Origin of the sequence: Yoonia sp. (assembly GCF_014859355.1) — a bacterium.
Classification (GTDB): domain Bacteria; phylum Pseudomonadota; class Alphaproteobacteria; order Rhodobacterales; family Rhodobacteraceae; genus Yoonia.
In genome coordinates this window covers 24674-37147 of the sequence record NZ_JACUUJ010000011.1, presented here as the reverse complement: position 1 = coordinate 37147, position 12474 = coordinate 24674, and the positions used below count along the sequence as shown (strand labels likewise).

At 61.1% G+C, this 12474-nt stretch carries 11 protein-coding genes; 4 read left to right on the top strand and 7 right to left on the bottom strand.

All coding sequences use genetic code 11. The features are described 5' to 3' along the window. Positions 1 to 21: 21 nt before the first annotated feature. Together IBX59_RS06055 and IBX59_RS06050 are read right to left on the bottom strand one after the other, a co-directional pair. On the bottom strand, positions 22 to 1227 hold the full coding sequence (locus tag IBX59_RS06055; protein WP_296373435.1) for a DegT/DnrJ/EryC1/StrS family aminotransferase: 1206 nt from the start codon (positions 1225 to 1227) through the stop codon (positions 22 to 24). Positions 1228 to 1265: 38 nt separating this feature from the next. Beyond that, positions 1266 to 1928: an HAD-IA family hydrolase gene (locus IBX59_RS06050; protein ID WP_296373433.1), complete on the bottom strand. Its 663-nt coding sequence runs from the start codon at positions 1926 to 1928 to the stop codon at positions 1266 to 1268. Positions 1929 to 2058: 130 nt separating this feature from the next. Here IBX59_RS06050 and glmU point away from each other — a divergent pair, with 130 nt between their 5' ends. The 4 genes from glmU (at position 2059) to moaA (ending at position 6987) form a co-directional block, all read left to right on the top strand. Continuing rightward, entirely contained in the window at positions 2059 to 3402 is a 1344-nt protein-coding gene (gene glmU, locus IBX59_RS06045; RefSeq protein ID WP_296373431.1) for a bifunctional UDP-N-acetylglucosamine diphosphorylase/glucosamine-1-phosphate N-acetyltransferase GlmU, read from the top strand. A 3-nt stretch (positions 3403 to 3405) separates the two neighbouring features. After that, a complete protein-coding gene (glmS, locus tag IBX59_RS06040) occupies positions 3406 to 5229 on the top strand; it encodes a glutamine--fructose-6-phosphate transaminase (isomerizing) (protein WP_296373429.1) in 1824 nt (607 codons plus the stop codon). Then, positions 5226 to 5909 (top strand): DNA alkylation repair protein, encoded by a 684-nt coding sequence (locus IBX59_RS06035; protein WP_296373427.1) that lies wholly within the window; start codon positions 5226 to 5228, stop codon positions 5907 to 5909. Before glmS ends, IBX59_RS06035 begins: the two co-directional genes overlap by 4 nt. 73 nt (positions 5910 to 5982) lie before the next feature. Beyond that, the gene (gene moaA, locus IBX59_RS06030) at positions 5983 to 6987 is read left to right on the top strand and encodes a GTP 3',8-cyclase MoaA (RefSeq protein ID WP_296373425.1); all 1005 of its coding nucleotides are present in this window, start codon (positions 5983 to 5985) and stop codon (positions 6985 to 6987) included. 17 nt (positions 6988 to 7004) lie between these two features. Here the strand turns inward: moaA and IBX59_RS06025 are convergent, their stop codons facing one another. The 5 genes from IBX59_RS06025 to IBX59_RS06005 all read right to left on the bottom strand — a co-directional run bounded on the left by IBX59_RS06025 (position 7005) and on the right by IBX59_RS06005 (position 12471). Beyond that, on the bottom strand, positions 7005 to 7604 hold the full coding sequence (locus IBX59_RS06025; RefSeq protein ID WP_296373423.1) for a cyclopropane-fatty-acyl-phospholipid synthase family protein: 600 nt from the start codon (positions 7602 to 7604) through the stop codon (positions 7005 to 7007). Next, a complete protein-coding gene (locus IBX59_RS06020; protein WP_296373421.1) occupies positions 7604 to 8767 on the bottom strand; it encodes a M20 aminoacylase family protein in 1164 nt (387 codons plus the stop codon). The genes IBX59_RS06025 and IBX59_RS06020 overlap by 1 nt, the downstream gene beginning before the upstream one ends. 128 nt (positions 8768 to 8895) lie before the next feature. After that, a complete protein-coding gene (locus IBX59_RS06015; RefSeq protein ID WP_296373419.1) occupies positions 8896 to 10329 on the bottom strand; it encodes an NAD(P)(+) transhydrogenase (Re/Si-specific) subunit beta in 1434 nt (477 codons plus the stop codon). A 14-nt stretch (positions 10330 to 10343) separates the two neighbouring features. Continuing rightward, positions 10344 to 11918 (bottom strand): Re/Si-specific NAD(P)(+) transhydrogenase subunit alpha, encoded by a 1575-nt coding sequence (locus IBX59_RS06010; protein ID WP_296373417.1) that lies wholly within the window; start codon positions 11916 to 11918, stop codon positions 10344 to 10346. A 103-nt stretch (positions 11919 to 12021) separates the two neighbouring features. After that, positions 12022 to 12471 (bottom strand): isoprenylcysteine carboxylmethyltransferase family protein, encoded by a 450-nt coding sequence (locus IBX59_RS06005; protein WP_296373413.1) that lies wholly within the window; start codon positions 12469 to 12471, stop codon positions 12022 to 12024. Between the last annotated feature and the right edge of the window lie 3 nt (positions 12472 to 12474).

Below are 12474 nucleotides of genomic sequence, written 5' to 3'. Positions count from 1 at the left end.
TGTCGAGTCATTTTTACACGATTATTGGGCGGCGGCCGGTCGCTGATACACGGCTGACACCTCTGCCCGGATGATGCGTGCAATCAGGGCGCAGTCGTCAAGGCTGAATGTCAACGGCAGGCGCATGTCGATGATGCCTGCCAGCACGCGGTCGGTTTGCGGCATCGGCGGGCTAGGCGCATAGCGCCAGCTGTCATAGCGCGAGGTAAATCCAGTGGGTTCTGCCCCGCCGAACCATTTCAGCTCAACCCCGCGCGCGGCGCACCGGCGCAGCACATCGGCCACCGCATCCGCCGCCCAATCCAGCAACAGAAACTGGAACGACGAGGCGACGAAATGTTCCTTGTCGGGGCGCGGGATCAGCCGCAGCCCCGGCGTATCGGCCAGCCCGGTTTCCAACACGCGGTAACGGTCGTTCCAGCGCCGTGCTTGCGTGGCCAGATCGCGCAGTTGCGGGCGCAGGATCGCGGCGCGCAGATTGTCCATCCGCCCCGAGATATTGGGCGTTTCATATTTGATCTGCGCGAATGTTTCGGGTGGTGGTGCTGCACGGTGTTTTTCATACAGCATATAACTGCCTGACAGGATGATTGCCCGCGCCATACCGTCGGCATCGTCACTGATCAGCAATCCGCCCTCGCCGGAATTGATGTGTTTGTAGGTCTGGGTGGAATAACAGCCGAACTTGCCCCAGCGCCCGCTGGGCGTGCCATCCCATGCGGCACCCATTGTATGCGCGCAATCCTCGATCACGGTCACACCAGCGGCGTTGCATAGCGCCATCAGCCTGTCCATATCGCAGATATGCCCGCGCATGTGCGACAAAAGCAACACGCGCGCGCGGTCCAGTTTGCCCGCCAGATCTTCAAGGTCGATCACCAGATCAGGGGTGACACCGACATAGATCGGCACGCCCCCCACGGCAGCAATGGCACCGGGCACAGGCGCCAGCGTAAAGGCGTTGGTCAGCACCGTGTCCCCATGCTTTACCCCGCAGGCGCGCAGGGCCGTCGCCATGGCGTAACCACCCGATGCCACGGCAAGGCAGTATGCCGCACCGACGCTGGCAGCAAATTCCTCCTCCAGCAGGGCCGTCTGCGACACCTCGTGCGGTGCGGTGTTATAGCGGTGCAGGCGCCCCGTTTGCATGATGGCAACCGCCCCTGCGATGCCTTCTTCGGGAATCGGTTCCTGTTGGGTGAAACTGCCTGTGAAATTCTCTGTCATCGCCTGATCTTGTGGCCCCGCAAGCGCCCCGTCAATCCTCAACCGATCAGGCGGGCCACCACGCCGGGCAGTTCGTCATAGCTGTCGATCGTTGCCTCGGCGTCCAGCGCCAGCACCGCTTCGCGGCCCGGTCCGAAGGTCACCAGCACCGACGGCACGCCTGCATTGCGCGATGTGTCGCGGTCGGTCGCGGTATCGCCCACCAACAGCGACCGGCGCACATCGCCGCCTGCGCGGCGCACGGCCTCGAAATGGTGTTCAGGGTCGGGCTTGCGCACCGGCAGCGTATCGGCCCCGATCAATGATGCAAATTCATCGCGCACCCCAAGACTGCGCATCAGGGTTTCGGCCAGACCTTCGGGTTTGTTGGTGGCGATACCCACGGCATAGCCATCGGCGCGCAACCGCGCCACCGCATCCATCGCGCCGGGGTAAAGCACTGTGTGGGTGTCGATCGCATCGGCATAGGCGGCCAGCAGCACAGGGTATTGCGCATCGACATGGGCCGCATCAAATCCGCCCACGCGGCTGAACCCCAGCGTCAGCATCGCCCGCCCGCCGCGCAGGGCCGTGGCGGCATCATGTGCAGGGTCCAGCAGATCGCCCAGGCCAAGCCCGCGAAAACAATGATTCGCCGCCGCGATCAAATCGCCGCTGGTATCGGCCAACGTGCCGTCGAGATCGAAAATCACTGTGCGCATTCCGCCCTGTCCCATAAATTCTTTGCCCGCCTTCTGTAACGCCCTGTAAACTGATGTGAACCCCCTGCCCTTGTGATCATCACACATCCCGCTAGAAGCGTCATCAACAAGACCGGAATTCGAGGCAGAAATGGCGACCGCACTAATCATCCTTGGCGCAGGCATGGGCACGCGCATGAATTCGGACCGGCCCAAGGTGCTGCATGACATCGCAGGCGCGCCGATGCTGGTGCATGCGATGAAGGCAGGCGGCGCGCTTGACCCCGCGCGCACTGTCATTGTGGCAGGTCATGGGGCCGATGCCGTGGCCAGGGCCGCGCAGGACTATGACCCTGACGCGGTAATTGTGCTGCAAGACGAACAGTTGGGCACCGCCCATGCCGTCGCACAGGCGCGTGATGCGCTGGCGGGCTTTGATGGCGATGCCATCGTGCTTTATGGCGACACACCGTTCATCACACCCGAGACATTGGCCGCGATGGCCGCGGCACGGCTGACGCATGATATCGTCGTGCTGGGGTTTGATGCCACTGACCCTGCGCGCTATGGCCGGTTGATCCTGAAAGACGACCAGTTGGACAGGATTGTGGAATTCAAGGATGCCACAGCCGATGAACGCGCCGTGACCCTCTGCAACAGCGGTGTGGTCGCGGCAAATGCCGCCACCCTTTTCGCGCTGATCGACAAGGTGAATAACGACAATGCAGCGGGCGAATACTATCTGACCGACATCGTGGGCATCGCCCGCGCCCAAGGCCTGCGCGCGACCGTGGTGCAATGTGATGAGGCCGAAACGCGGGGAATCAATTCGCGCGCCGAACTGGCCATGGCAGAGGCGCAGTTTCAGGCCCGCGCCCGCAGCACAGCGCAAGACGACGGTGTGACCCTGACCGCCCCCGAAACGGTGTTTTTCGCCCATGACACGGTGATCGGCCGCGACAGCATTATCGCCCCCAACGTCGTCTTTGGCCCTGGTGTCACCGTCGAATCGGGTGCCACGATCCTGGCGTTTTCCCATCTTGAAGGCTGCCACGTCAGCCGCGGCGCGGTCGTCGGCCCCTTTGCGCGGCTGCGCCCCGGTGCGGAACTGGCAGAAGGCGTCAAGGTCGGCAATTTCGTGGAAATCAAAAACGCACAGATCGCCGAAGGGGCCAAGGTCAACCACCTGACCTATATCGGTGACGCGGACATCGGCGCGCGCACCAATATCGGTGCAGGCACGATCACCTGCAATTATGACGGGGTGTTCAAGCACAAAACGGTGATCGGGGCCGATGCATTTATCGGATCCAACACCATGCTGGTCGCCCCTGTCAGCGTCGGCGATTCTGCCATGACCGGCAGCGGGTCGGTCATTACCAGCGATGTGCCCGCGGGTGATCTGGCCATCGGGCGCGCGCGGCAGGTCAACAAACCGGGCCTTGCCCGCCGTCTGATACAGAAACTGCGCGATCTCAAAGCAAGGAAAGGTTAACCCATGTGTGGCATTATCGGGGTTCTGGGTCAGCACGAGGCTGCACCTATTCTGGTTGAGGCGCTGAAGCGGCTGGAATATCGCGGCTATGACAGTGCGGGCATCGCCACGGTGAACGATGGTGTGCTTGACCGGCGGCGCGCGGTAGGCAAGCTGTTGAATTTACAGGATTTGCTGGTGCATGACCCGCTGGCGGGCAAATCAGGCATCGGCCACACCCGCTGGGCCACACATGGCGCGCCCAACGTTGGCAACGCGCATCCGCATCGCGCCGGCGGCGTGGCGGTGGTGCATAACGGGATCATCGAAAATTTCCGCGACTTGCGCGCGTTTCTGGCGGATCATGGCATCAGCTATGAAACCGACACCGACACCGAAACAGTGGCCCTGCTGGCGCAATATTTCCTTGATCAGGGCATGACCCCGCAAGACGCCGCCGCCGCGACCATCGCAAAGCTGGAAGGTGCCTATGCGCTGTGTTTTCTGTTCGAAGGCCACGACGATCTGTTGATCGCCGCGCGCAAGGGGTCACCGCTGGCAATCGGGCATGGGGATGGTGAAATGTTCGTCGGGTCTGACGCCATCGCGCTGGCTCCGATGACCGACAAGCTGACTTATCTGGACGAAGGCGACTGGGCCGTCATCACCCGCAACACGCTGGACATCCGCGATGCCAGTGGCGCTGCGGTGCAGCGCCCGATCAAGACGATTCAGGTCGATGCCGCCCGCGTGGACAAGGGCGGCTATAAACACTTTATGGCCAAGGAAATCGCCGAACAGCCCACCGTGCTGCAAGGCGCGCTGGCCCAATATATCAACGCCGATGCCACGGCGATTACCCTGCCCGCACCAGGGCTGGATTTCACGAAGATCGAACGCCTGACGTTAGTGGCCTGCGGCACCGCATTTTACGCCTGCATGGTCGCGAAATACTGGTTCGAACAGATCGCCGGTATCCCTGTCGAGGTCGATGTCGCGTCCGAATTCCGCTATCGTGAACCGCCTGTCACACCCGGCACCGTCGCCATTTTTGTCAGCCAGTCGGGTGAAACCGCCGATACGCTGGCTGCTCTGCGCTATATGGCGGGCAAAGCGCAACAAATCGTGTCGGTCGTCAACGTCACCGAAAGTTCCATCGCGCGCGAAAGCGATTTGCCGCTGCCCATTCTGGCGGGCACGGAAATTGGCGTCGCCTCGACCAAGGCATTCACATGCCAGTTGACAACGATGGCCATTCTGGTGCTGCACGCCGCAGCGGTGCGGGGCCGGGTCAGCCCGGCGGAACTGGCCGAAAAACTGGCGGCCCTGCGCGGCCTGCCGGGGGTGATGAACCTTGCGCTGGGGATCGCGGACAAGACCCGCGACGTGGCCCGCAAACTGGCCGAGGCGCGCGATATCCTGTTTCTGGGGCGCGGCGCGATGTATCCGCTGGCGCTGGAAGGCGCGCTGAAACTAAAGGAAATCAGCTATATCCATGCCGAAGCTTATGCATCTGGCGAATTGAAACACGGCCCCATCGCGCTGGTCGATAAAAACGTGCCCGTGATCGTCATGGCCCCGCGCGATGCGCTGTTCGACAAGACGGTTTCCAATATGCAAGAGGTCATGGCGCGGGGCGGCAAGGTTTTGTTGATCACCGATGAAAAGGGCGCTGCCGAGGCTGGCGCCGGCGTCTGGGACACGATCCTGATGCCACCGATCGACCCGTTCCTTGCGCCGATCCTGTATGCCATTCCCGCGCAACTGCTGGCCTATCATACCGCCATTGCCAAAGGCACGGATGTAGACCAGCCCCGCAACCTTGCCAAATCGGTGACTGTCGAATGAAAACATCTGATGCCCTCGCCGCCCTGCGCGACCACGCCGCCCCGGCCAAAGCCTCTGCCGCGCACCGCTATCACAAGGTAGACCGCCCCTATCTGGGCGTGACGAACCCGGTGATTGATGCGCTGGCCAAGGATTGGCGCGCCGCCCTTGATCCGGACACGCGGCTGGTGCTGGCGCGGGGCCTGTGGAAAAGTAATATCCACGAGGCGCGCATTATCGCCGCCAAACTGCTGACGCAGGCGCGCATCCGCCCCGATGACAGCGACGCATGGAACATGATCGTTGCATGGTTGCCCGACTGCGACAGCCTGCCCATTGCCGACGCGGTTTGCACTGCGGGGCAGAAACGGCTGGTGGCAGATCCTGCGCGGCTGGATCTTGTTGCAACATGGATCACGTCAGACAATCCGTGGATGCGGCGGCCCGCCTTTGCCATGACCCTGCCATGGGCAAAACTGAACCACCCCAAAGCGGGCGATCTTGCCCTGCGCGAACGTGTGCTGGACTGGGCGGCGCAATCTGCCGCCGACCCTGACCGCATCGTCGCGCGTGCGCTGGCAGGCTGGTTGCGCGATTTATCCAAACATGACCCCGACCGCGTGCGCGCCTTTCTGGACACCTACGGTGATACTATGCCCCCTGCCACAGCGAAAGCGGCCGCCGCGCATCTGGCCCCCTAGGCCGGGCTGAAACCCGCCCTGACGTGTGCCGATCGGGCTTGCGAAACCCCGCGACGGGGCATAACTTGACATCATGACCCAAGCATTGATCGACCCCTTCGCGCGCGCTATCGAATACCTGCGGGTATCCGTGACGGACCGCTGTGATTTCCGCTGCGTTTACTGCATGTCCGAAAACATGCAGTTCCTGCCCAAAAAGGAATTGCTCACACTAGAGGAGCTGGACCGCATGTGTTCGGCATTCATCCGTCTGGGCGTGCGCAAACTGCGCATCACGGGCGGTGAACCGCTGGTGCGGCGCGATATCATGACCTTTTTTCGCGCCATGACCCGCCATCTGGACAGTGGTGCGCTGCGCGAACTGACGCTGACGACCAATGGCAGCCAGTTGGAAAAATACGCGGATGATCTGTACGCCGCAGGTGTGCGGCGGATCAATATCTCGCTTGATACATTGGACGAGGAAAAATTCGCCCGCATCACGCGCTGGGGCCGCCTGCCGCAGGTGATGCGCGGGATTGATGCCGCGCAAAAGGCCGGTCTGCGGGTCAAGATCAACACAGTCGCCCTGCAAGGGTTCAACGAAGACGAATTGTTCACCCTGACCGATTGGTGCGCGTCGCGTGACATCGACATCACATTCATCGAGGTGATGCCGATGGGCGATATTGGCAACGAAGACCGGATCGGCCAATACTGGTCGCTGAAAGACCTGCGCGCGCGGCTGGCCGAACGGTCGGCCCTGACCGACCTGCCCGAAAGCACGGGCGGACCTGCGCGCTATGTGCGGGTGGAAAACACGGGCCAGAAAATCGGGTTCATCACACCGCTGTCCCATAATTTCTGCGAAAGTTGTAACCGCGTGCGGATCACCTGCACCGGCGAAATCTATACCTGTCTGGGACAGGAAGGCCATTCCGACCTGCGCGCGCCCCTGCGCGCGTCAGAGGCGGACGCCGATCTGGAAGCTGCCATTCGCGCCGCAATTGCCCTGAAACCGAAGGGCCATGATTTCGATTATTCGCGCCAAAAGGTCGATGGGCAGGTCAGTCGCCACATGTCGCACACCGGCGGATAATTTCGCCGGACCGCGCGCTAGATGCCGGGCTTTCGGGCGATATAGTCAAGCAATGCCGCCTGCCCCACATGCCCCCGCCCTGATCGCTGGTCGCGTTCATAGGCTGCGCAGCGTTCGATCTGCCAGCCGCCAAACGCCGCCGTCAGTTCCGCAGCAGCATACATGTTTTCAATATGCGGCGGCCCGCCTGTGCCACGCCCCACCTGTTCGGGCCGGTAACCATGCAACACAATACGCCCACCGGGGCGTAGGGCGCGCTGCATATCGACGAACTGACGCGCGCGAAACGCAGGGTTGGCAAACTGAATAAAGATCGCCACCACCATATCGAACTGGCGCGACCAGTCCCAATCATCCCAAGCTGAAACACGCGCATCGACCTGCACCCCTGCATCCGTCGCCAACGCGTTGGCACGGGTCACGGCGGTCGCGGCGGTATCGAATGCCGTCACCTGCATTCCCGCACGGGCCAGATGCACGCTGTTGCGCCCTTCACCATCAGCCACGCACAGCACGGATTGCCCCGGCAGGATCAGCCAAGGATTATCCGACAGCACCCCCGCCGGTTCCGTTCCGAACAGATAGCCGTCGTTTTCGCGGTAACGTTCTTCCCACATCAGGCGACCGGCATCCGCTGTTCAACGATGCCCGCCCACCAGGAACAGCCCGCAGGGATCGCGTCATCGTTGAAGTTATAGGCAGGATGATGCACAGGCGCGCTGTCGCCATTGCCAACAAGGATATAGGCGCCGGGGCGTTCTTCCAGCATATAGGCGAAATCCTCGCCCCCCATGATCAGCGGCGCCGGATCACACTTGCCGGAAACGGATCGGGCGACAGCGGCGGCAAAATCTGTTTGTGCAGCGTGGTTCACCATCACCGGATAGCCCGGATGATAGACGACTTCGGCGACCGCACCCAGACTTTCCGCGGTCAGCCGCGCAATCGCGGTCAGGCGTTCCTTGGCAAGGGCGCGCATCGCGGGTGACATGCTGCGCACGGTGCCTTTCAGATGCACCTCTTGCGCGATGACGTTGTAGGCGTTGGATGATGACGCGACCGACGTGACCGACACCACCACCTGATCCACCGGGTCCGCGTTGCGGCTGGCGATCGTTTGCAGCGCGGTGATCAGATGCGCGGCCACCACCGTGGCATCGACCGTTTCATGCGGCTTGGCGGCGTGGCCCCCGCGCCCCTTGATCGTGATATCAAACTGGTCGGTCGCGGCAAAAAACGCGCCTTCGCGGATGGCGAACTGCCCCAGCGGTATGCCGGGCCAATTGTGCATGCCGTATACCTCTTGAATGTTCCAGCGGTCCATCATGCCGTCTGCGCACATTTCGCGGCCGCCGCCGCCGCCTTCTTCGGCGGGCTGAAAGATCACCACGACAGTGCCGTCGAAATTCCGCGTTTCCGCCAAATATTGCGCGGCCCCCAGCAGCATCGCGGTATGCCCGTCATGCCCGCAAGCATGCATCGCGCCGGGTGTTTTCGATGCATAGTCAAGCCCTGTCGCCTCGTGGATGGGCAGCGCATCCATATCGGCACGCAACCCGATCACCTTGCCCATAGTATCCTGCTTGCCCCTGATCACGCCGATGACGCCAGTGCGCCCGATCCCTGTTACGACCTCATCACAGCCAAAACAGGTCAGCTTGTCCGCAACCACCTGCGCGGTGCGGTGGGTGTCAAACAGGATTTCAGGGTTTTCGTGCAGGTCGCGCCGCCAGGCAGTGATCTCGGGCAGCATTTCGGCAAAACGGTTCTTGATGGGCATGGGCTTCTCCAGTTCTTGTCTGACATATGGCGTCAGACGGGGCTTTGTCCATGCGACAAAGAAAAAGCCCCGCCGTTGCCAGCGGGGCCATAGGATAGGTGATATCACCCATCTTACCTGTCGTATCTTTATTCGATCTTGGGCAGCAGCGCATCCAGTGACGCCTTGGCGTCACCATAGAACATCCGCGTGTTGTCCTTGTAGAACAGGGGGTTTTCGATACCCGAGTATCCCGTCCCCTGCCCGCGTTTCGACACGATCACCTGTTTGGCCTTCCAGCATTCCAGTACGGGCATCCCGGCGATAGGGCTGTTGGGGTCGTCCTGGGCAGCCGGGTTCACGATGTCGTTGGACCCGATCACAATGGCCACGTCAGTGGTTGGGAAATCTTCGTTGATTTCGTCCATCTCCATCACGATGTCATAGGGCACCTTGGCCTCGGCCAGCAGCACATTCATGTGGCCGGGCAGACGACCCGCAACCGGGTGAATGGCGAAACGCACGTTCTTGCCCTTGGCGCGCAGCTTGCGGGTCAGTTCGGCCACCGCCGCCTGCGCCTGTGCCACCGCCATGCCGTAACCGGGGATGATGATCACACTGTCCGCCTCGTTCAGCAGGGTCGCAACGCCATCGACGTCAATCGCGATCTGCTCACCCTCGACCGACATCTGTTCACCAGATGGGCCGCCAAAGCCGCCCAGGATCACGCTGATGAAACTGCGGTTCATCGCCTTGCACATGATATAAGACAGGATCGCCCCGCTTGAGCCCACCAGCGCACCCACCACGATCAGCAGGTCGTTGCCAAGGCTGAAACCAATCGCCGCCGCCGCCCAGCCGGAATAGCTGTTCAGCATCGACACGACCACAGGCATATCCGCCCCGCCGATCCCCATGATCAGGTGATAGCCGATAAACAGTGCGGCTAGCGTCATGATGAACAGCGGGAAAAACCCACCGGTGTTGAAATACCAGATCAACGCCAGCACCGAAATCACTGCCGCACCGGCGTTCAACATGTGACCGCCCGGCAGTTTGTTCGCGGCGGTGTTCACCTTGCCCGCCAGCTTGCCATAGGCGATGACCGATCCGGTGAATGTAACTGCACCGATGAACACGCCAAGGAACAATTCAACCCGCAGGATGTTGATTTCAACAATATCCTTCTTGGCCAAAAGGGCGGCGAACCCTTCCAGTGCCGCCTTGCCACTGGCGTCCATCGCCAGAACGCGGCCCAGTTCGAAATGCGCGATAAAGCCCACGAAAACTGCCGCCAGACCGACAAGGCTGTGCATCGCTGCAACCAGTTCGGGCATCTGGGTCATCTTCACTTTGGTGGCCAGTTGAAAGCCGATGATCCCGCCGCTGGCGATCAGGACCAGCGACAACAACCACAGACCAGCACCAGGGCCAAACAGCGTTGCCGCAATTGCCAGCGCCATGCCCGCAATGCCATACCAAACCGCGCGTTTCGCGCTTTCTTGTCCCGACAACCCGCCAAGCGAAAGGATAAAGAGAACTGCCGCGACAACATATGCCGCTGTCGTAAAACCGTATTCCATTGCTCTTTACCCCTTTATGACTTCTGGAACATGGCGAGCATGCGCCGCGTGACCAGAAAGCCACCGAATATGTTGATGCCGGTCATGAAAACCGCAAGCGCCGCAAGGATGATGACCAGGAATGACCCTGATCCGATCTGCGTCAGCGCACCCAGAATGATGATCGACGAAATCGCATTCGTGACCGCCATCAGCGGCGTGTGCAGCGAATGGGCCACGCCCCAGATCACCTGGAACCCGACAAAGACGGCCAAGACAAACACGATAAAGTGCTGCATAAAGCTGGCCGGCGCGACAAGGCCCACGCCCAAAAGCAGCACCGCGCCAACGGTCAGCAACGTCACCTGATTCCGGGTCTGCTGTTTGAATGCCGCGACTTCCTGCGCCTTCTTTTCCTCGGCGGTCAGTTCTTTTGGCTTTTCCTTTTTTGGGGCTGCGGCAATCGCGGCCACTTTTGGCGGTGGCGGCGGGAAGGTGATTTCACCCTTGTGCGTCGCTGTCGCGCCACGGATCACGTCGTCATCCATGTTGTGAGCAGGCGCGCCGTTTTTATCCGGGGTCAGGTCCGTCAGCATGTGGCGCACGTTCGTTGCATAAAGCGTGGATGCCTGTGCCGCCATCCGGCTGGGGAAATCGGTGTAACCGATGATCGTCACGCCGTTGTCGGTGACGATCTTTTCGTCCATGACCGTCAGCTTGCAGTTGCCGCCGCGTTCCGCCGCAAGGTCGATGATGACCGAACCGGGTTTCATGCTGTCGACCATATCCTTGGTCCACAGTTCCGGCGCATCGCGCCCGGGGATCAGCGCGGTGGTGATCACGATATCCATGTCCGGCGCGATTTCGCGGAACTTGGCCAATTGCGCCGCCGCAAATTCAGGGCTGGACACCGCCGCATAGCCGCCGGTGGCCGATCCGTCCTGTTGTTCTTCCTCGAAATCAAGGAATACGAATTCCGCGCCCATTGATTCGACCTGTTCGGCCACTTCTGGGCGCACGTCGAAGGCGTATGTAATTGCGCCCAGCGACGTCGATGTGCCGATTGCGGCCAATCCGGCCACACCTGCGCCGACCACCAGCACTTTGGCCGGGGGCACCTTGCCGGCGGCAGTGATCTGCCCGGTAAAGAAACGGCCGAAATTGTTGCCCGCCTCGATCACGGCGCGGTAGCCTGCGATGTTGGCCATGGACGACAGCGCATCCATTTTTTGCGCGCGACTAATGCGCGGCACCATGTCCATCGCGATAACGGTTGCACCCTTGGCGTTGGCGGCCTCCATCAAGGCCTTGTTTTGCGCAGGATAGAAAAAGGAAATCAGGGTTTGGCCTTCGCGGAGGCGCTTGACCTCGGCATCCGATGGCGGGCGCACCTTGGCGACGATATCGGCGGCCTTGTAAAGGGCCGCTGCGGTTTTCACCACATCGACGCCGGCGTCCTTGTAAGCCTGATCAGAAAAGCCAGCAGCCGCCCCGGCCCCGGCTTCGATCACGCAATCATAGCCAAGTTTTTGCAGATCCCTGGCCGAGGCCGGAGTCATTGCGACCCTGTCTTCGCCTTGAAATATCTCTTTTGGTGTGCCGACTTTCACGGACTGTCCCCCATATGCGTTCTTGCAGTTTAAACGATTATCTTGCGGAAGAATATTTCACAAGACATGCAGGCGCGAGTTCTTTTGTATCATGCGTTAAAAGTCACACCCAGCGGCGGGTCTTTTCGCAATAGCGGGCAAATTCGGCGCGAAACTTGCGCCGCAGCATGTTTTCTTCGGGAATAATGAAACGCTGGGTGATCGTCCCGATGAACAACGGCACCAAAACAAGCGCGACCGGCGCTTCCCAGCGCAGTGCCAATCCGGCAAGGATCAGGGCATCGCCCAGATAGATCGGGTTGCGGGTGCGCTTGAATATCCCGCTTGTCACCAGCGCGCTGGCTTCCTGATGCGGCACGAAAGTCGTGCGCCGCTTGCGCATTTCGGCGACGGCCAGCAACATCAGCACCAGACCGGCCCCGACAAGCAGACCGCCGGCAAGGTCTGTCACCGGGCCACCAACGGCAAGCGACATGGGTTGCAGATCGCTGATCAACCACGTCATGATCAGCGCCAGCAACAGCCAAACGGGGGGAATATCAATCCATTTCATACC

Coding starts and splice junctions, on each gene's coding strand:
- IBX59_RS06055 (WP_296373435.1), bottom strand. CDS start 1,227: ATGACAGAGAATTTCACAGGCAGTTTCACCCAACAGGAACCGATTCCC.
- IBX59_RS06020 (WP_296373421.1), bottom strand. CDS start 8,767: ATGCCCATCAAGAACCGTTTTGCCGAAATGCTGCCCGAGATCACTGCC.
- IBX59_RS06005 (WP_296373413.1), bottom strand. CDS start 12,471: ATGAAATGGATTGATATTCCCCCCGTTTGGCTGTTGCTGGCGCTGATC.
- moaA (WP_296373425.1), top strand. CDS start 5,983: ATGACCCAAGCATTGATCGACCCCTTCGCGCGCGCTATCGAATACCTG.
- IBX59_RS06035 (WP_296373427.1), top strand. CDS start 5,226: ATGAAAACATCTGATGCCCTCGCCGCCCTGCGCGACCACGCCGCCCCG.
- glmU (WP_296373431.1), top strand. CDS start 2,059: ATGGCGACCGCACTAATCATCCTTGGCGCAGGCATGGGCACGCGCATG.
- IBX59_RS06025 (WP_296373423.1), bottom strand. CDS start 7,604: ATGTGGGAAGAACGTTACCGCGAAAACGACGGCTATCTGTTCGGAACG.
- glmS (WP_296373429.1), top strand. CDS start 3,406: ATGTGTGGCATTATCGGGGTTCTGGGTCAGCACGAGGCTGCACCTATT.
- IBX59_RS06015 (WP_296373419.1), bottom strand. CDS start 10,329: ATGGAATACGGTTTTACGACAGCGGCATATGTTGTCGCGGCAGTTCTC.
- IBX59_RS06050 (WP_296373433.1), bottom strand. CDS start 1,928: ATGCGCACAGTGATTTTCGATCTCGACGGCACGTTGGCCGATACCAGC.